17 protein-coding genes and 1 riboswitch are annotated in these 20,562 nt (G+C 41.6%); of the genes, 16 read left to right on the forward strand and 1 reads right to left on the reverse strand.

Annotated elements, in window-relative coordinates:
• Nucleotides 1-47: 47 nt before the first annotated feature.
• From DWW33_RS05390 to DWW33_RS05435, 10 genes are all read left to right on the forward strand, one after another.
• A complete protein-coding gene (locus DWW33_RS05390) occupies nt 48-1,322 on the forward strand; it encodes a glucose-1-phosphate adenylyltransferase (RefSeq protein WP_022243626.1) in 1,275 nt (424 codons plus the stop codon).
• Nucleotides 1,319-2,437 (forward strand): glucose-1-phosphate adenylyltransferase subunit GlgD, encoded by a 1,119-nt coding sequence (glgD, locus tag DWW33_RS05395; RefSeq protein WP_117698654.1) that lies wholly within the window; start codon nt 1,319-1,321, stop codon nt 2,435-2,437. Before DWW33_RS05390 ends, glgD begins: the two co-directional genes overlap by 4 nt.
• A 39-nt stretch (nt 2,438-2,476) precedes the next feature.
• On the forward strand, nt 2,477-2,746 hold the full coding sequence (gene spoVG / locus DWW33_RS05400; protein WP_117698655.1) for a septation regulator SpoVG: 270 nt from the start codon (nt 2,477-2,479) through the stop codon (nt 2,744-2,746).
• 435 nt (nt 2,747-3,181) lie between these two features.
• A complete protein-coding gene (locus DWW33_RS05405; protein ID WP_022243623.1) occupies nt 3,182-3,934 on the forward strand; it encodes a sugar phosphate nucleotidyltransferase in 753 nt (250 codons plus the stop codon).
• Nucleotides 3,922-4,482, forward strand: a complete 561-nt coding sequence (gene pth, locus DWW33_RS05410) for an aminoacyl-tRNA hydrolase (protein WP_117698657.1) — start codon at nt 3,922-3,924, stop codon at nt 4,480-4,482. Before DWW33_RS05405 ends, pth begins: the two co-directional genes overlap by 13 nt.
• Nucleotides 4,483-4,494: 12 nt before the next feature.
• The gene (mfd, locus tag DWW33_RS05415) at nt 4,495-8,043 is read left to right on the forward strand and encodes a transcription-repair coupling factor (RefSeq protein WP_118639013.1); all 3,549 of its coding nucleotides are present in this window, start codon (nt 4,495-4,497) and stop codon (nt 8,041-8,043) included.
• Between the two features lie 75 nt (nt 8,044-8,118).
• Nucleotides 8,119-9,216, forward strand: a complete 1,098-nt coding sequence (locus tag DWW33_RS05420; protein ID WP_022243620.1) for a peptidyl-prolyl cis-trans isomerase — start codon at nt 8,119-8,121, stop codon at nt 9,214-9,216.
• A gap of 89 nt (nt 9,217-9,305) precedes the next feature.
• Nucleotides 9,306-9,809, forward strand: coding sequence for a shikimate kinase (locus DWW33_RS05425; protein WP_118173092.1), 504 nt, complete (start codon nt 9,306-9,308; stop codon nt 9,807-9,809).
• 3 nt (nt 9,810-9,812) lie between these two features.
• Complete coding sequence (locus DWW33_RS05430) at nt 9,813-11,444, forward strand: M23 family metallopeptidase (RefSeq protein ID WP_243088547.1); 1,632 nt, start codon at nt 9,813-9,815, stop codon at nt 11,442-11,444.
• 150 nt (nt 11,445-11,594) lie between these two features.
• Nucleotides 11,595-12,887 (forward strand): UDP-N-acetylglucosamine 1-carboxyvinyltransferase, encoded by a 1,293-nt coding sequence (locus tag DWW33_RS05435; protein WP_118639015.1) that lies wholly within the window; start codon nt 11,595-11,597, stop codon nt 12,885-12,887.
• 275 nt (nt 12,888-13,162) lie between these two features.
• Here DWW33_RS05435 and DWW33_RS05440 read toward each other — a convergent pair whose 3' ends face one another.
• Nucleotides 13,163-14,293, reverse strand: a complete 1,131-nt coding sequence (locus DWW33_RS05440) for an HD-GYP domain-containing protein (protein WP_117841357.1) — start codon at nt 14,291-14,293, stop codon at nt 13,163-13,165.
• Between the two features lie 249 nt (nt 14,294-14,542).
• Nucleotides 14,543-14,644: riboswitch (SAM riboswitch) on the forward strand.
• A gap of 156 nt (nt 14,645-14,800) precedes the next feature.
• On the opposite strand from DWW33_RS05440, the gene metK reads away from it, so the two are divergent.
• From metK to DWW33_RS05465, 6 genes are all read left to right on the forward strand, one after another.
• Nucleotides 14,801-15,988 carry a methionine adenosyltransferase gene (gene metK, locus DWW33_RS05445; protein WP_022243616.1) on the forward strand — a complete coding sequence of 396 codons (1,188 nt, stop codon included), beginning with the start codon at nt 14,801-14,803 and terminating at the stop codon, nt 15,986-15,988.
• A 336-nt stretch (nt 15,989-16,324) separates the two neighbouring features.
• Nucleotides 16,325-17,812: a sensor histidine kinase gene (locus DWW33_RS05450; protein WP_117698662.1), complete on the forward strand. Its 1,488-nt coding sequence runs from the start codon at nt 16,325-16,327 to the stop codon at nt 17,810-17,812.
• Nucleotides 17,805-18,494 (forward strand): response regulator transcription factor, encoded by a 690-nt coding sequence (locus tag DWW33_RS05455; protein WP_022243614.1) that lies wholly within the window; start codon nt 17,805-17,807, stop codon nt 18,492-18,494. Before DWW33_RS05450 ends, DWW33_RS05455 begins: the two co-directional genes overlap by 8 nt.
• 23 nt (nt 18,495-18,517) lie before the next feature.
• Entirely contained in the window at nt 18,518-18,658 is a 141-nt protein-coding gene (locus DWW33_RS15645; protein ID WP_158564710.1) for a hypothetical protein, read from the forward strand.
• Nucleotides 18,651-19,424, forward strand: coding sequence for an RluA family pseudouridine synthase (locus tag DWW33_RS05460; RefSeq protein ID WP_118639016.1), 774 nt, complete (start codon nt 18,651-18,653; stop codon nt 19,422-19,424). Before DWW33_RS15645 ends, DWW33_RS05460 begins: the two co-directional genes overlap by 8 nt.
• An 18-nt stretch (nt 19,425-19,442) precedes the next feature.
• Nucleotides 19,443-20,519, forward strand: coding sequence for an AI-2E family transporter (locus DWW33_RS05465; protein WP_118639017.1), 1,077 nt, complete (start codon nt 19,443-19,445; stop codon nt 20,517-20,519).
• Nucleotides 20,520-20,562 lie beyond the last annotated feature (43 nt).

Consider the following 20,562-nt stretch of genomic DNA (forward strand, 5'->3'; position numbering starts at 1 on the left):
TTTTGTTATACCAAAATGACCTGATTTTATGACGAGAGGTGAATGACGTGATTAAGAAAGAAATGATAGCCATGCTTTTGGCGGGCGGACAAGGAAGCCGTCTTGGAGTATTAACTTCCGGTGTAGCGAAGCCTGCAGTCGCATTTGGAGGAAAGTATCGTATTATCGACTTTCCATTGAGCAACTGCATCAACTCAGGTATTGATACCGTCGGAGTGCTGACACAGTATCAGCCATTGAGATTAAACAGACATATTGGAATTGGAATTCCGTGGGACTTAGACCGTAATAACGGAGGAGTAACGGTTCTTCCACCATATGAGAGAAGTGATAACAGTGAATGGTATACTGGTACAGCAAATGCGATTTACCAGAACCTGAAATATATGGAGACTTATAATCCGGATTATGTGCTGATTTTATCAGGCGACCATATTTATAAGATGGATTATGAAGTAATGCTTGATTTCCATAAGGAAAATAATGCAGACGTAACAATTGCAGCAATGCCTGTTCCAATAGAAGAAGCAAGCCGTTTTGGTGTGGTTATAACAGACGAAAATAAAAAAATTAAAGAGTTCGAGGAAAAACCGGAACATCCGAGAAGTAACCTCGCATCCATGGGAATATACATATTCAACTGGAAAGTATTGCGTGACAGTTTAATTGCTATGAAGGATCAGAGTAATTGTGACTTCGGAAAGCATATTATTCCATACTGCCATGAGAATGGAAAGCGTTTATTTGCTTATGAATTCAATGGTTACTGGAAGGATGTTGGAACACTTTCCTCCTATTGGGAAGCAAATATGGAATTGATTGATCTGATTCCGGAATTTAACCTTTATGAAGAATACTGGAAGATTTATACCAAGAGCGATAATGTAGCTCCGCAGTATCTTGCAGCAGAGTCAAAGGTTGATACCAGCATTATCGGAGAAGGTGCTGAAATTTATGGAGAAGTGCAGAATTCTGTAATTGGTGCAGGAGTCCGGATTGAAAAGGGTGCGGTGGTACACAATTCCATTATCATGAAAGAATGTGTGATTGGAGAGAATACTGTGGTGGAGAAATCCATTATTGCAGATAAGACCATTGTTGGAGCAAACTGCCACTTAGGCGTAGGCGAGTATGCACCAAGCACATTGAATGAAAAAGTATATGCATCTGATCTGGTTACTATCGGAGAAGATTCTGTAATACCAGACGGAGTTTCAATTGGAAAAAATACAGCGATTTCCGGAGTAACGGAACCGTCAGATTATCCAGATGGAATGTTAGCAGGCGGTGGAGCTATTATTAAGGAAGGTGACAGAATATGAAGGCATTAGGATTAATTTTAGCAGGTGGAAACAATCATCGTATGCAGGAACTTTCCAGCAAGCGTGCAATTGCAGCAATGCCAATCGGTGGAAGTTACCGATGCATTGATTTTGCATTGAGTAATATGAGCAACTCACATGTTCAGACCGTTGCAGTGCTGACTCAGTATAATGCACGTTCTTTAAATGAACATTTAAGCTCATCCAAATGGTGGGATTTTGGAAGAAAACAGGGAGGTCTTTATACCTTCACTCCTACTGTAACCGCTGACAACAGCTGGTGGTACAGAGGAACTGCAGATGCAATGTACCAGAACATTGATTTCTTGAAAAAACGTCATGAGCCATATGTAATTATTACAGGTGGTGATTGTGTATACAAGCTGGATTACAATAAGGTATTGGATTACCATATTGAGAAGAAAGCTGATATAACTGTTGTGTGCAAGGATATGCCGGAAGGCGCAGATATCAGCCGCTTTGGTGTAATCCGCATGAATGAAGAATCCAGAATCACAGAGTTTGAAGAGAAACCTATGGTATCCAGCTCTAATACAATTTCTACCGGTATTTATATCATCCGCAGAAGACAGCTGATTGAAATGTTAGAGCGGAGCGGTCAGGAAGACAGATGGGATTTCGTTACAGATATTCTGATTCGTTATAAGAATATGAAACGAATTTATGGATATAAAATGGAAGATTACTGGAGCAATATTGCAACAGTAGATTCATATTACAATACAAATATGGATTTCCTGAAACCGGATGTGAGAAATTACTTCTTCCGTGAGACACCGCATATCTATTCGAAAGTAGATGATTATCCACCAGCAAAATACAATGCAGGTTCTGATGTGAAGAACAGCCTGATTTCCAGTGGATGTATCATCAACAGTAAAATAGAAAATTCTGTATTGTTTAAAAATGTGTTTGTAGGAAAGAATTGTGTAATCAAGAATTCCATTATTCTCAATGACGTATACATTGGAGATAATACGCATATTGAAAACTGTATCGTGGAAAGCCGTGGAACGCTGAAAGCCAACACGTATTATTGCGGTGACGACGGAGTAAAGGTTGTACTTGAGCGCAATGACAGATATGCACTGTAGGCAGAAGACTTAAGAGAAAGGCGTGAAGGGGGTAACATAATGCAGATTACAGATGTAAGAATACGTAAAGTTGAAAAAGAAGGTAAAATGAAAGCTGTGGTATCTATTACCATAGATGAAGAATTTGTTGTACATGATATCAAGGTGATTGACGGAGAGAAGGGACTCTTCATTGCAATGCCAAGCCGCAAGGCTGCTGATGGGGAATACAGAGACATTGCACATCCAATTAACTCAGATACCAGAAATAAGATACAGCAGATTATTTTAGAAAAGTACGAAAGTGAAATCGCAGCTGAGGAGGCGTAACACGTACATAGAATAAGGAAGACGAGCAGGCTGTCACAGAAATGTGGCAGCCTGTTTTTCACACTTCTTTTTTTGAACAATTGATAGAATGAAGTATAAATATGCCGTGGGGCAAATGAGAAAGCATGAAAAAGCCTGTTAGGAGCACTTGGAATTTCGGGCGAAAACAGACAACGCCGGCACAGGGAAGTGCCGGCGAGGAGCAAGCAACATGGATGTTGATTTGCGCCGGTTGTCAGAACTGATAAAAATTTTTTCAAAATTCTTAGTGCTCCTTATAGTCTTTTTCGCTTTTCCATTTGCCCCACGGCAGATTTACATTGTCATCTATTTCATATTTTGGAAAAAAGGATGACAAATTTCTGAGAAAGAAGTATACTAAAATGTAACAGTATTTTCGGCAGAAAGCCGGAGAGGAATAAAGAGGATAAAAATATGGAAGCATTAAAAGCGGTAATATTGGCAGCTGGAAAGGGAACCAGAATGCAGTCAGACCTTCCGAAAGTAGTGCATACAATAGACGGAAAGTGTCTGGTAGATTATGTAATTGAAGCGGCAGAAGGAGCAGGAGCGGAGGATATCTGTCTGGTGGTAGGCTATAAGCATGAAGAGGTAGAGAATACCATTTCACATAAAGATGATGTAACATTTGTACTGCAGGAGCAGCAGCTTGGAACTGGTCATGCGGTAAAATGTGCCAAGGATTTTCTGGGAAAAGATGGACATACACTGATTCTTTTTGGAGATGCGCCACTGATTACATCTGCAACCTTAAAGCAGCTTTTGGAGCATCATATCCAGCATAAAAATGCAGTAACCGTATTGTCAGCAACGATAGATGACCCGACCGGATACGGAAGAATTATCCGCAATGAATCAGGAGAATTTATAAAGAGCGTAGAACATAAGGATGCAAACGAGGAAGAGTTGAAATCCCATGAGATTAATTCCGGAATGTATGTGTTTAATACCTGGGAATTATCACAGGCATTGGATAAGATTCAGCCGAATAATGCACAGGGTGAATATTATCTGCCGGATACGCTTACGATATTAAAGGATAAAGGACTTCGTGTAGATGCATTTGCACTGGAAAGCCCGGAAGACATCAATGGAGTAAATGACCAGAAGCAGTTAGAATCAGCTGCAGAAATCATCAGAAGAAGGAAGAAAGAATGTACATTATAGCGGGACTTGGAAATCCTGGAAAGAAATATGAACATACCAGACATAATGTTGGCTTTGATGTCATGGATGTACTGGCAGAAAAATATAATATAAGGATGGACGAAAAAAAGTATAAAGCAATCTGCGGCAAAGGAATGATCGGAAGTGAAAAAGTTGTTCTGGTGAAGCCACAGACTTTTATGAACTTAAGCGGAGAAAGCATCGCTGAAGCAGTAAATTTCTATAAAGTGGATCCGGCCAGTGAACTGTTAGTGATTTTTGATGATATCAGCCTGGCACCGGGAAGAATACGGATTCGTAAAAAAGGCAGTGCCGGCGGACACAATGGAATTAAAAATATTATTGCGCAGGTGGGAACAGAGCAGTTTGCTAGGATTAAGGTAGGTGTCGGTGAGAAACCACAGGGCTGGGATTTGGCAGACCATGTCCTTGGCCATATGGATAAGGCAGACCGGAAACTGGCAGAGGAAGCATTTTTAGATGCGGTATCTGCGGTAGAACTGATTGTCGATGGAAAAATCGAACAGGCAATGAATGACTATAATTAAAGGAAGAACATTATGAATGTATTTTTGCAGCCCCTTTCGGAACTGGAAGAATTGCAAAATGCCTTAAAGCAGCTAAAGAGCAGTCCGGGTATCGTTCAGATATCCGGATGCATGGATGCGCAGAAGGCACATATGGTATTTGCGGCGAACGATGGTTTTAGAAATAAAATCATCGTTACTTTTAACGAACAAAAAGCAAGGGAAATCTTAGAAGATTATCGTTTTTTCGACAGGGAGACTCTCTATTTCCCGGCGAAGGATATTTTATTTTATCAGTCGGATATCAGAAGTAATCAGCTTACCGGAGAGCGGATTGCCCTGTTAAAACGTTTATCCGAAAAGAAGCCGGTTACAGTGGTATTGACTTTTGACGGACTGATGAACCGGATGGCAGGACTTGAAGCCTTTAAAGAAGCGGTGCGTACTTATAAGGTGGAAGACGAATTAGACTTTGAGGCAGAGACAAAGCGGCTTTTGCAGATGGGGTATGTGCGCAATTATCAGGTGGAAATGCCGGGAGAATTTGCGGTGCGTGGAGGAATCCTTGATATATATCCTCTGACGGAAGAAAATCCGCTGCGTATTGAAATGTGGGGAGATACCATTGATTCCCTGCGAAGCTTTGAGGCTGAGAGCCAGCGTTCCATAGAGAATTTGGAAGAAATTACGTTGTATCCTGCAACGGAACTGGTGCTGACGGAAGAACGGAAGCAGGCGGGCTTGAAGAAAATTCGACAGGAAGCGGTAAAAGCAGAAAAGAAGTTCCGCGACCAGATGAAAAATGAAGAAGGCCATCGCATCAAACAGACGGCGGCTGCTTTGGAAGAAGAGATAGAAGAATTAGGTGGTGCAGCTAATTTGGACAGCAGCCTTGCATATTTCTTCCCGGAGGCGGTAAGCCTTTTGGATTATTTTGGCAAAGACGAGACTCTTTTAGTCCTGGATGAACCTGCCCGGCTGATGGAAAAGGGCAGAGTGACAGAGCAGGAATTTGAAGAGAGCATGAAGCAGCGCTTGGAGAAGGGTTATATCCTGCCGGGACAGGCAGAAACGCTCTTTACCGGAAAGGAAATTACTGCGAAGATGCAGAGTTTCCACGGACTTGCACTGGCAGCACTGGATATGAAGGTGCGGGAGTTAGACATTACGAACCGTTACCATATTCAGGTGCAGGGTGTGAATTCCTATAATAACAGCTTTGCAACGCTGGTGAAGGATTTAAAGAATTATAAGAAAAACGGATACCGGGTCGTTGTATTATCCGCATCTAAGACAAGGGCAGAGCATCTGGCGAAGGATTTACAGGAAGAAGAGGTAAGCTGTTATTATGCCAAAGATTTTGAACGGGAATTGCAGCCGGGAGAAATCTTAACTGCCTATGGAAAAGTAAAACGTGGATACGAATACCCGCTGATTAAATTTGCGGTTATCACAGAAAGTGATATATTCGGGCAGGAAAAGAAGAAACGGAAGAAACACCGCCTCTATGATGGAGAAAAGATACAGAGCTTTCGTGACCTTCATGTAGGTGATTATGTGGTACATGAAAATCACGGCCTTGGCATTTATCGTGGAATCGAGAAAATCGAAGTCGATAAAAAAGTCAAGGATTATATCAAGATTGAATATGCCAAGGGAGGCAATCTTTATATTCTTGCAACCCAGCTGGAACTGATTCAGAAATATGCCGGTTCCGATGCCAAGAAACCAAAACTAAACCGGCTGGGCAGCCCGGACTGGGATAAGACAAAAACCAGAGTGCGTGGTGCGGTAAAAGAAATTGCCCACGAACTGGTGGAACTCTATGCTATCCGGCAGAACAAAGAAGGCTATGTCTATGGTCCGGATACTGTATGGCAGAAGGAATTTGAAGAGATGTTTCCATTTGAGGAGACAGAAGATCAGGAACTTGCCATTGAAGCAACCAAAAATGACATGGAAAGCACCAAGATTATGGATCGTCTGATTTGCGGAGACGTAGGATATGGCAAGACGGAGGTGGCAATCCGTGCTGCCTTTAAGGCGGTGCAGGAGGGAAAACAGGTAGTTTATTTAGTACCGACCACAATCCTGGCGCAGCAGCACTATAATACCTTTGCCCAGCGGATGAAAGATTTCCCGGTAAGAGTAGATTTGCTTTGCCGTTTCCGCAGCCCAAAAGAGCAGAAGAAAACCATCGAAGATTTGAAAAAAGGCATGGTGGATATTATTATCGGAACCCACAGAGTGCTTTCTGAGGATGTGAAATTTAAGGATTTGGGACTTCTCATTATCGATGAGGAGCAGCGTTTTGGTGTGGCTCATAAAGAGAAAATCAAGCAGATGAAAAAGGATGTGGATGTGCTGACTTTAACGGCAACACCAATTCCAAGGACATTGCATATGAGCCTTATCGGAATCCGTGATATGAGTGTTTTAGAGGAGCCGCCGATGGATCGTGTGGCAATCCAGACTTATGTCATGGAATATAATGAAGAAATGGTGCGGGAGGCAATCTGCCGGGAATTAGCAAGAGACGGACAGGTTTATTATGTATTTAACCGGGTAAATCAGATTGCAGAAATGGCTGCGAAAATTTCAGAACTGGTGCCGGATGCCAATGTGGCATTTGCCCACGGACAGATGAAGGAACGGGAACTTGAGGATATTATGTATCAGTTTATCAACGGAGAGATTGATGTGCTGGTATCCACAACGATTATCGAGACGGGGCTTGATATTTCCAATGTAAATACCATGATTATTCATGATGCGGATAATATGGGACTGTCACAGCTCTATCAGCTTCGCGGAAGAGTAGGGCGTTCCAACCGGACGGCATATGCGTTCTTAATGTACCGCCGGGATAAGATGTTAAAAGAAATCGCAGAGAAACGTCTGGCTGCAATCAAGGAATATACAGACTTAGGAAGCGGCTTTAAGATTGCCATGCGGGATTTGGAAATCCGTGGAGCCGGAAACCTGCTGGGTGCCCAGCAGAGCGGACACATGGAGGCAGTCGGTTATGACCTTTACTGCAAGATGCTCAATGAGGCTGTCAAACAGGAGAAGGGAATCGGAGTGGAAGAAAGCTTCGATACAACAGTAGATGTGGAAATGGATGCATTTATCCCACCGTCCTATATTCCAAACGAGACACAGAAGCTGGATATTTATAAACGAATTGCAGCCATTGAAAATGATTCGGAAAGTGATGAGATGCTTGATGAGCTGACAGACCGTTTTGGAGACCCGCCAAAATCAGTAACAAACCTTCTTTCCATTGCATTGATAAAAGTGCTGGCGCATCAGGCGTATATGAAGGAAGTGGTAGAGCGTGGCAATACAGTGCGCTTTGTCATGTATGAAAAAGCTGCGGTGAATCCGGCAAAAATACCGGAACTTCTGTCAAAATATGATCATGCGTTGAAATTTATACCGGATCAGAAAGGACCGTATTTTGTGCTGAACCGGGGAACCAACAGCCGGACAGTATCAGGCAGCAGTATCGACTATATCCGCCAGTTTGTGTTGGATGTGCAGACGATTCTGGTAGAAAAAACCATAAAAAAGGATGCTTAACTGCATAAAAATCTTGCGGCATGTACGAAAAAGCACTATAATAGAACGATGATAAATATTTTGGAGGAACGTGATATGAGATTTAAGAAATTCACAGCACTTGCATTGGCGGTTGTTACTGCAGCTTCCGTAGCTATGACAGGATGTGGCAGCAGAATCGATGAAGATGCAGTTGTTGCTACATTAGGAGATAAAGAGATTTCACTTGGACTTGCCAACTTTATGGCACAGTATACAGCAGTATCCTATGACAGCTATATTACCATGGGATATGCTAAGGAAAATATGTGGTCACAGGATTTATCCGGAAACGGTAAGACTATGCAGGATAATGTAAAAGATGGAATCCTGACACAGATACAGACCAATTATCTCTTAGAAGACCATATGAAAGACTATGGTGTGGAAATAACGGATGAGGAGCTTTCTGATATTGATACTGCGGCACAGCAGTTCATGGATGATAACAGTAAGGAAGCAATCAGGACCATGGGTGCCAAGAAAGAATACGTAGCAGAAATGCTTCGACTGAACCTGATTCAGAAGAAGATGCATAATGCAATCATTGCAACTGTAGATACCGAAGTTTCTGATGAAGAAGCGGCACAGAGAACCTTCAGTTATATCAAGGTTTCTACCGAGGCACATTATGATGACAGCAAGAATTATGTGGAATATACCGATGATGAGAAGGCAGAATTAGAAAAAACTGCAGAGAAAATCGCAGAAGAAGCGAAAACCGATTTTGATGCAGCAGCAACAGACAACGGATATACTGTAAGCACTTATTCATACGGCAGTGATGAAATCGGTGAAGATGGAACAGCAACCGGAAGTATGGATGCATCCATTATTACAGCAGCAGATGCGTTAAAAGAGGGAGAAGTTTCTTCCATGATTTCCGTAGATGGAAAAGGATATTATGTTATCCGCTTAGACAGTGAATTTGACCGTGATGCAACCGACAAAGAGAAAGAAACAATTGTTTCCCAGCGTCAGTCCGATAAATATACGGAAGTATGCGACAGCTACAAGGAAGAAAAAGAATGGACGGTAAATGATGATGTATGGGCAGCTGTTAACTTTGATAAGCTCTATACCATCAAGAAAACAGATACAGAAACAGAATCTGTAAGTGAGACAGAGACAGCATCAGAGGCAGCAACAGAATAATTGCAGAAATTACAAAGTGACAAGAACATAGAGAAGCAGAAAATTTATTTTTCTGCTTCTTTTCTATCACATAGATACAGGAGTATGGAATGAAAGACAATATCGTATTAATCGGAATGCCGGGCGTAGGAAAAAGTACTGTAGGTGTCGTATTGGCGAAGGCATTAGGCTATAATTTTGTGGATGCAGATTTAGTCATCCAGCAGCAGACTGGAAAGCTTTTGTGTGAGCTGATTGCAGAGCATGGAACAGAAGGATTTCTTGAGATTGAGGATGAGGTAAACAGCAGCATAGAAGGCCATAAAGCAGTCATTGCCACAGGAGGCAGTGCAGTATATTGTGCAAAAGCCATGGAGCATTATAAAGAAATTGCAACCGTACTTTATCTGAGTGTATCTTATGAGACATTAGAAGAGCGTCTTGGTGATTTGAAGAACCGCGGTGTAGTATTAAAAGATGGACAGACCCTGAAAGATTTGTATGATGAGAGAACGGCATATTATGAAAAATATGCGGATATCACCGTAAGTGAAGAGGGATTGTCTATTCGTGAAACAATCGATGTGGTAAAAGAAAAACTCGGGATGGAATAAAAGATGCAGATACCAGGGAATGCACAGGAACCTGTGAAGATACAGGAATCAGATAAAATGAAGAAGTCAGATAAGATGCAGGAGCAGAAAAAGAAATCAACAACTTTAAATAGAATTGGAAAAGTCGATAAAAAGATTCGTATCCGCATGTGGGCAGCAGGCATATTTTTCGTCTGTCTGGTACTGGTGGTACTTTTGCAGAAATTTTCACTGGGACAGAATTATTTTGTGGTAACCGTAAATAATAAAGTGGTAGGCTGTGTCAGCAGCAAGACAGATGTGGAAAAGGCAGTACACGAAAGCCGGCGGCAAATGGCAAAAGAGAGTGAAGGCTATCTGATGCAGGAGATTTTTTATGAGACAACAGAAAGCCATAAGCCATTTCAGAAGCTGTTAAGTGAAACTGCATTAAAAGAAAAGATTACAAAGGAGCTTAAGAAAGATAATTCCGGAGAAATCTTTGCATATACGGTAAGTGCCGGTGAAAACCAGCTTTCTTTTGCAACTTTAGATGAAGTAGAAACGTTTTTAGGACGTTTGAAGGAAGAACAGGATACGGACAATCGGTTTGAGATAGAGTTCAAAAAGGAAACGGATCATCAGGAGGGAATGCTTCTTGCAAACTTAAAAGAAACAGGTGATTCAGAAAAAACAGAAGATTCTGCGGATGCCGGTATTGTGCAGCAGCTTGGGACCTATCTTTCCGATGCACAGGAGAATCCCGGGGAAAATAATTATGAAACCGGAATTCTTTCGATGGAATTTGCACAGGATGTGGAAGTGTTCACCAATCTGGTAGCAGCGGACACCCTGACGGATATAGATGCCGCGGTGGAAGAAGTAACAAAAGAGAAAGAAACGAATAAAATATATGAGATACAGCCGGGAGACTGTCTGTCGGTCATTGCACAGGAGCATGATACATCGGTGGCAGCAATTATCGCACTCAATGGATTGTCCGGGGAAGATGCAGTAATCAGTGCCGGTGAAGAACTGATTCTGTCGGTGCCTCAGCCGGACATCAGCTTACGGATCAGCGAAGGCGTAGTATATGAAGAGGATTATACCGCAGAGCCGGAGATTGTACCGAATGATTCCTGGTATACGACCGACGAAGTGGTGCTTGCAGAGGGAACTACCGGACATCGCGAGGTTAATATGGTGGTGACAACAGAGAATGGAATTGAGACGGAGCGGAGTATGATCCACCAGACCATACTGACAGAGTCAACGCCGGCAGTTATTGAGCGTGGAACCAAGATACCGCCAACTTACATTAAACCGCTGATTGGCGGAAGAGTTTCTTCCGGTTTTGGAAGAAGATGGGGCAGAATGCATAAAGGAATTGACTGGGCATGTCCGACCGGAACCAAGGTATTTGCATCCAGCAATGGTGTAGTAGTCAGTGCTGGTTATGTTTCCGGTTATGGCAACTGTGTCTTAATCAGCCATCCGGATGGAAGAATGACACGATATGCGCATAACAGTAAATTACTGGTAAAAGCAGGACAGAGCGTATCGCAGGGTGAAGTTATCGCATTAAGCGGAAGTACGGGGCGTTCTACAGGTCCGCATGTGCATTTTGAGATATTAATTAATGGCTCCCAGGTAAATCCGGTGAACTATCTGAATTAATTTCGATTTACAAGTTAGTGAATATATAATATAATAATACTATTGTAGATAATTCTTTTGAGGTACGAGAAATACTTGACAAAAGAGGAAATAAGTTACTATAATATTTTGTTTGCAATTTTGTAGGGAATCTAAGCATAGAGGTGCGAGATGGAACAGTATGTGATTAAAGGTGGAAATCCTTTGGTTGGCGAAGTTGAGATTGGTGGAGCTAAGAATGCTGCACTGGGAATTCTTGCGGCAGCAATTATGACGGATGAGACCGTAATAATAGATAATTTACCAAACGTTCGTGATATTAATGTGTTATTAAGTGCCATGGAGGGAATTGGTGCTAAGATAGAGCGTCTTGGAGAACATAGGGTAAAGATTAATGGTTCACTGATTCATGATTTGAGCGTGGACTATGAATATATTAATAAAATCAGAGCTTCTTACTATCTGTTAGGAGCATTACTTGGTAAATATAAGAAAGCAGAAGTGGCTTTTCCGGGTGGCTGTGCAATCGGAACCCGTCCGATTGACCTTCATCTGAAAGGTTTCCGTGCGTTAGGAGCCGATGTTGATATTCAGCATGGGTTAATTTCTGCTACTGCAGAGCATCTGGTGGGAAACCATATTTATTTAGATAAAGTTTCTGTAGGAGCAACCATCAACATTATGATGGCGGCATCCATGGCAGAGGGAAAGACTATTATTGAAAATGCAGCTAAGGAGCCACATGTCGTAGATGTAGCAAACTTCTTAAACAGCATGGGAGCAAATATCCGTGGTGCAGGAACAGATGTCATCCGTATTGTGGGTGTAGAGAAGCTTCATAAAACAGAATATTCTATTATTCCGGATCAGATTGAAGCAGGAACTTTTATGTTTGCAGCGGCTGCAACCAAAGGTGATGTAACTGTTAAAAATGTTATTCCCAAGCATTTAGAGGCAACCACAGCAAAATTAATTGAAATTGGTTGTGAAGTGGAAGAATTTGATGATGCAGTACGTGTGGTATCCAGCAAGCCATTGCATCATACCCAGGTAACTACTTTGCCGTATCCTGGCTTTCCAACAGATATGCAGCCACAGATGTCGGTGCTTTTAGCATTAGCAGAAGGAACAAGTACCGTAACAGAAAGTATTTTTGAAAACCGTTTCAAATATGTAGATGAACTGACCCGTATGGGTGCACAGGTGAAAGTAGAGAGCAATATTGCAATTATTACCGGTGTTGAAAAATACACAGGTGCAAGAGTCAGTGCTCCGGATTTAAGAGCAGGTGCAGCCCTTGTAATTGCAGGTCTTGCAGCAGAAGGCATCACCATTGTAGATGATATTTATTATATTGAACGTGGATATGAACATTTTGAAGAGAAATTAGCTTCCCTTGGTGCAATGATTGAAAAAGTAAGCTCCGAGAAAGAAATCCAGAAATTCACATTGAAAGTATCATAAGATAAGAGCATCACAATATAGAAAGTTCTGAATATAAATACTAATATGAATATTGCAATGAGACAGAAGTGTTAAAAAGCGTTATCATAACCAAAAAAAGATATTTGGTAAATATGCTGCAAATGAGGCATAGTTATCAGATATCTTTTATACTTTACAGGAAATTGCTTTCCTGTAAAGTATAAAACGCTCCGCGAGGATGCGCATTGCGGCGTATAAGGCAGATGTCGCAAGCGACCGCCGCAGGCGCTAGAATGTGCCAAGGCACATTCTTTTTATATGATTGCTTTGATATATAAAGGACTTTTCTCAAGGTCAATACAGGCTCCATCATCTAACTGAACCAGTGGCTTGGAAAGACGACGATGATTCAATAAAACAATGCGGGCGGAAGTACCATCACTTAACATAACCCGGTTGTTCTGGTATGCATTGGCAATATTCTCTAAGAAGGTCAGAATATACTTTGGCTTATATTTCTGCAGACCGTCTTTTTCAAATTCGGCGATTACCTCAAACGGACAAAGGGGAGCACGATAGGAGCGTGCTGCTGTCATGGCATCGTAAACATCGGCAATCGCAATGATGAGTGCATAGTCATCGATTTCTTCCATGGTAAGCCCCATTGGATAACCGGAACCATCGCAACGTTCATGGTGCATGAGAGCTGCCTTTTTAATATGGGAATTTAATGGCTGGGATTTTAAAATATCGTAGCCATATTTCGGATGATTACGAATCATCTGAAATTCTTCATCTGTTAATTTTCCGTCTTTATTTAAGACCTCATCCGGAATTTTTGTCTTACCGATGTCATGAAGCAGACCGGCAAGGGTGAGAGTGTCTAATTCTTCATTGGAAAAATGCAGCCATTTTCCGATAATACGGGAGATGATGGCAACATTCAGACTGTGTGCATAGGTGCTGTCGTTGACCTGACGCATATTATGTAACATATCAAAGACATCCAGAGTGGTCTGCTTTGGACTTACTAAAGAAATGGTCTTTGATAAAAGCTCTTCTTTGTTTACGGTTCCTCCATCGGAAAGGTAAGCATCAAAACAGTTCTTTAAATCCTGGGAACGCAGGGTGAAATCCACCTGAAAACGCTGGAATTCCGGAGAACTTTTGAGCTTCTGTGAGTAAGAAGCATCAGAAACCGGACTTGGTGCAGAAACAGGGCTTTTGGCAGGAAAATATGCCGGATCCTTTGGCGTTTCCATTGGAGCAGCGACCTGTTTATTTTCTGTAATCTGCACACTGGCGATGCCATAAAATTCCAGTCTGGAAATCAGGGTACGCGTAAGTTCTACATTCGGATTAATAATAAGCTGTCCACGCTTGGTGCGGACAGGAATTGCTGTAACCATACCTGGTAACAAATCTTTTGTCTGATATTCTTTCATGCATGTGGTCCTCGTTCTGGATGGATTTTATAATTATGATAGAACAAATCACAATTATATTCCTATTTAAGTATATTCTTTTTGCTAAAAATGTCAATCTTAACAGCAAAAACCGGTAAAATTTGTCAAAAGGATACAAAAAGTAATAAGGAATGTTTTCTCTGTTGATGAGAAAATATGGTGCTTGACATTTCGATATAATAGGTGTATTCTCTCCCATAGAGATTTGAAAATTCAATATTGTAATTTCTCTTATTCAGAGTGATGGAGATACATAGGATCAATGAAGTCACGGCAACCCCACAGCATAAGGAAGGTGCCAACCTGAGCGAGCAAGTCGAACAATAAGAGGATTTGATTATCTTTACCGTTATCGGGTCCGCTTATGATGTAAGCGGTTTTTTTTTTATTTTACGCGAGCAGCGAAAAAAGGTCTGGAAGAAAGAGGAGCCAAGCGCACCCACCAGATACTTAATAAGGGAATCAACAAAACGAGAGGAGAAAACGATGGAAAAAAGATTATTCACATCAGAGTCCGTAACAGAAGGACATCCAGACAAAATGTGTGATGCGATTTCAGATGCAATTCTTGACGCATGTATGGCAGAGGATCCAATGAGCCGTGTTGCCTGTGAGACAGCAAGCTGTACCGGATTTGTACTTGTAACAGGAGAGATTACTACAAAGGCAAAATTAGACATTCCTGCAATTGTAAGAAATACTGTAAATGAAATCGGTTATGACCATGCAGAAACCGGATTTGACGGACATACCTGTGCTGTTATGGTAGCATTAGACCAGCAGTCACCGGATATTGCAATGGGTGTTGACAAGGCTTTGGAAGCAAAAGAAAATAAAATGACCGATGAGGAGATTGAAGCAATCGGTGCCGGAGATCAGGGTATGATGTTTGGTTATGCAACCAACGAGACACCGGAATATATGCCATATCCGATTTCTTTAGCTCACAAACTGGCATTACAGTTAACCAAAGTTCGTAAAGATGGTACTTTAAAATACTTAAGACCAGATGGAAAATCACAGGTTTCTGTAGAGTATGATGAGGCTGGAAAACCAAAGAGATTAGAGGCAGTTGTACTTTCTACACAGCATGACGAGGATGTAACTCAGGAACAGATTCATGAGGATATTAAGAAATATGTTTTTGACCCAGTCCTTCCAAAGGAATTAGTTGATGAGAATACTAAATTTTTCATCAACCCAACCGGACGTTTCGTAATCGGTGGACCACACGGTGATGCAGGTCTTACCGGACGTAAAATTATCGTAGATACATACGGTGGATACGCCCGTCACGGCGGCGGAGCATTCTCCGGTAAGGATTGCACCAAGGTTGACCGTTCAGCAGCATATGCAGCACGTTACGTTGCTAAGAACTTAGTAGCAGCAGGTCTTGCAGAGCGTTGTGAGATTCAGTTATCTTATGCAATCGGTGTAGCACAGCCTACTTCTGTTATGGTTGATACTTTTGGTACCGGAAAAGTTTCTGATGAGAAATTAGTAGAAATTATCCGTGAGAACTTTGACCTTCGTCCGGCAGGAATTATCAAGATGCTTGATTTACGCAGACCGATTTATCGCCCGACAGCAGCATATGGTCACTTTGGAAGAACCGATGTTGCACTTCCATGGGAAGCGTTGGACAAAGTTGATGAATTAAAGAAACACTTATAATATTGGAATAGATTCCAGAATAGTATAAAGAAGAAAGACCTCTTTTCGGAAAAGATTTATTTCTTAAGGGAAATGATTGAAATGCCGGAAAGAGGTCTTTTGGTATTTACGCGAGTAGCGAGAAAAATCGCATGCTTGCATGCAGATTTGGCGAGCACCGCGATAACTCGAGAAACTCGCAAAGCGTGTTTCTCGTAGTTTTAATGAGAAAACCAGCAAAGAGTTTTGGGTGGTTGGAAAATAATTTATAAATTCTTTAGAATAATTCTCAGAATTTTCATGGGAAAAGAGACTGCATGTGGTATACTATGATTATGAAAAACTGGAGGCTTGAGAATGAAACTAAGGACAAAGCTGATTATATCATTTTGTATTATCATATTTGTGCCGGTGACATTGGCCGCGTTGGCAATGTGTGGATTCCGTTATTTTCAGTTAAGAGATATTGCCAACACCTATCAGGTGGAAGATGGAAATATTAGTTATCTGACCAATACGGTGCAGATGTGGAACCGGGTGACAAAGGACAGTTGTCAGAAGTTACTGGATACAGCGGAAAGCGACCCGGACAAATTCCTGGACATGAAATATTTAATGCAGGTTAATGAGACTCTGCAGGGGAAAAACTCCTACCTGATTGTCATGAGGGATAATGAAGAAGTCTATGTGGGAACGAATGATTTGAATACGGTTCCGGAAAATCTGCCGGATTACATGGATACAAAGACAGGGGGAGAGACCGGCTATTTCATTGACAGTGATAAACAGGAAATGATTAAGCGGATTGACTTTGATTTTTCGGATGGTTCGGAAGGAACGTTGTTTGTAATTACATCTATTAAATCACTCGTGCCGGAAATGAAGGAACTTCTGATAGATATTATTATTTCTGTGTTATTGATACTTTTGTTGACGGCAGGTATGCTTACCATATGGAATTACCGGAGCATCATTACTCCGATTAAGAAGTTAGAGATGGCAACCCAGAATATCAAAGAGGGAAACCTTGATTTTACTTTGGAAATAGACAGCAATGATGAAATTGGCGAGCTGTGCCGGAACTTCGAAGAGATGCGGCAGAGACTGAAAGATTCTGCAGAAGAGAAGCTGGCATCAGAGAAAGAAAACCGTGTTTTAATCAGTAATATTGCCCACGATTTAAAGACCCCGATTACTGCTGTGAAAGGTTATTCGGAAGGTCTGATGGATGGTGTGGCAGATACGCCGGAAAAAAGGGATAAATATATCAAGACCATTTATAATAAAGCCAATGAGATGGATTTACTATTAAATGAGCTGACACTTTATTCAAAGATTGATACTAATCGAATTCCATATAATTTTAGCAAGATAAATGTAATGGAATATTTCGATGACTGCGTAGAAGAAATCGGCCTGGATTTAGAGGCAAAAAATATTGGTTTATCGTATTTTAATTACGCCGGGGATGATGTGCAGATTATTGCAGACCCGGAGCAGTTAAAGCGTGTCATTCATAATATTATTAATAATTCCATCAAATATCTGGATAAGCCGAAGGGCTTTATCAATATTCGTGTAAAGGATGTGGGTGATTTTATCCAGGTAGAGATAGAAGATAATGGAAAAGGAATTGCAAAGAAAGACCTGCCATATATCTTTGACCGGTTCTTCCGGGCAGATACTTCAAGAAATTCTGCAACCGGCGGAAGTGGTATCGGTTTATCCATTGTCCGTAAAATTATTGAAGACCATGGCGGAAAGATATGGGCAACCAGTAAAGAAGAAACAGGTACAATCATGTATTTTGTACTGAGAAAATATCAGGAGGTTCCAAATGAGTAAAGTATTGATTATTGAAGATGAGGTTTCAATTGCAGAACTGGAGAAGGATTATTTAGAGTTAAGCGGTTTCGACGTCGAAATCGAAAGTGATGGAGCAAGGGGTTTGGAGAAAGCACTGGCATCTGATTTTGACATGTATATCTTAGACCTGATGCTTCCGGGCATGGACGGCTTCGAAATCTGCAAACGTATTCGTGAAGTAAAGAATACACCGATTCTTATGGTATCTGCCAAGAAGGACGATATTGACAAGATTCGCGGACTGGGACTAGGCGCAGATGATTATATCACAAAACCATTCTCCCCAAGCGAGCTGGTAGCGAGAGTAAAGGCACACCTTGCCCGTTATGAAAGACTGATTGGCAGCAATGTGCAGGAAAATGATATTATTGAGATTCGTGGAATCAAGATTGATAAGACAGCCCGCCGCGTCTGGGTAAATGGCGAGGAAAAAGCATTTACCACAAAGGAATTTGATTTACTGGTATTCTTAGCACAGAATCCGAATCATGTATTTACCAAGGAAGAACTGTTTAAAGAAATCTGGGATATGGAATCCGTTGGTGATATCGCAACCGTAACGGTACATATCAAAAAGATTCGTGAGAAAATTGAAATGGATACCGCAAAGCCTCAGTATATCGAGACAATCTGGGGGGTAGGATACAGATTTAAATTATAAATGGTCTGGTAGCAGCTAATCCGGTGGCATTGTTATTTGCTTTACTTATTGCGGCAGCTATTATTGTTGACTTTGTATGTATTAAAATTTATGTAAAAACAAATTCAGCTTTATTTTTACAATTAGAAAATGCACAGGAGATGCAGGAAAAAGTATATGTATAAGATTGCAGAACATATTTTATATGAGGATGGCAAGCTGCTTGTCTGTATAAAACCGGCAGGGATTGCAGTGCAGACGAAGCGTATGGGCGAGCAGGATATGGAGAGCCTGCTTCGGAATTATCTTGCTGCAAAAGGAGAGACTCCCTTTATTGGAATCATCCATCGCTTAGACCAGCCGGTGGAAGGCGTAATGGTCTTTGGAAAGACCAAAGAAGCTACAGCAGAGCTGAACCGGCAGATACAGAAAAATGGTTTTGGAAAATATTATCTGACAGTGGTATATGGAAAAGCAGAACCGAAAGAAGGACAGCTTACCGACTTCCTTAAGAAGGACGGCAGAAGTAATACTTCTTCTGTCGTAAAACAGGGAACCGCAGATGCAAAGCGGGCGGCGTTAACCTATCGGGTGCTTCAATATAGTACGCTTGATGATAGAGATGGCAGAGATGGTAAAGCTGCTTCAGGAGCGGGTACAGCGGATGGAACATCGGAAAAAACTGAAGCTGCGGAAGAAATCAGTCTTCTTGAAGTAAAATTAGAAACCGGGCGGCATCACCAGATCCGTGTGCAGATGTCGCATCATGGCTGGCCATTGGTGGGAGATAGAAAGTATGGAAGGAAGAATGAAAGTCTGCCGGGAATGAGGTCGATTCCACTGGCACTTTGTTCTTATCGGCTGGAATTTCTGCATCCCACAAGCAAAAAGAAGATGCAGTTTCAGATAACACCGGAAGGTCAGGCATTTCATTTATTTTCAGATTTATAATACATAAAAAAGTCCGGGATGCCACATACTGATGGTATGACTGGAAAAACAAGACAACTTATAAAAAAGATTATATATTTAGCAGGGATTACAGTTGCAGTATATTTGGGAATGCGTTTCGCACTGCCGATTGTAATTCCTTTTTTACTGGCAATCCTTATTGCAAGAACATTATGTAAACCAGTAGCTTTTCTGTCAGAGAAAACAAAGTTTCCAAAAGGAATTGTAAGTACGGCGGCAGTGTTGTTGCTGCTGGCTGTGATTTTTCTGCCGATGGGCTATCTTGTATACAAGGGAATCTGCGAGCTAGCATCATTGATAACGAATTATCCGGAATTATTTGGAAAAGCAGATACGCTCTGGTGCAGTTGCTGTGAGCGGGTTGCGGAAATCACCGGCATGAAAGCAGAGACAATGGTGCAGTGGGGAAAAAACTGTGCGGCATATGTCAGCAGTCAGGCAGAAACGAAGCTGATTCCGGCAATGATGAATGGCTCGCTGGCATCTTTGCGGGGACTGGCAGCATTCTTTGGCATCTGCATTGTAACTGTTGTGGCGGCAGTACTGATACTCTGTGATTATGATAATCTGGTGCAGCGTTGGAGAAAAAGCAGCTTTTATTCCTGGGGCGGACGGATATTTCAAAATATGTGTCATGCCGGTGGAACATATCTTAAGGCACAGCTTATTATATTGGCATTAATCAGTGGCGTATGTATAGCAGGTCTGTTCCTTACCGGAAATTCTTATGCCATTCTGGCGGGAGTACTGATTGGCATGAGTGATGCACTGCCTTTTATTGGAACAGGACTTGTCTTTATTCCATGGCTGATTATCGATTTATTTCGTGGAAAGTATTTTGCGGCAGTGATATATGGTATACTGTTTATATTGAGTACCTTTATCCGGGAATTTATGGAGCCAAGGCTTATGGGAAGAGGGCTGGGCGTGCATCCGCTGGCGGTTATTATCAGTATTTATGCAGGTCTGAAAATATATGGAACAGCCGGTGTTATTTTAGGTCCGCTTTCCGGATTTTTAATCTGGGAAATTTATCGCAGTATCTGTGGAAGAGAGGAAAAAGAGATAACATGAAAATTGTGTGCATTTATGGACAGAATCATAAGGGTTCCACCTA

The sequence above is a fragment of the Roseburia sp. AF15-21 genome, from assembly GCF_003479505.1.
Taxonomy (GTDB): domain Bacteria; phylum Bacillota; class Clostridia; order Lachnospirales; family Lachnospiraceae; genus Roseburia_C; species Roseburia_C amylophila.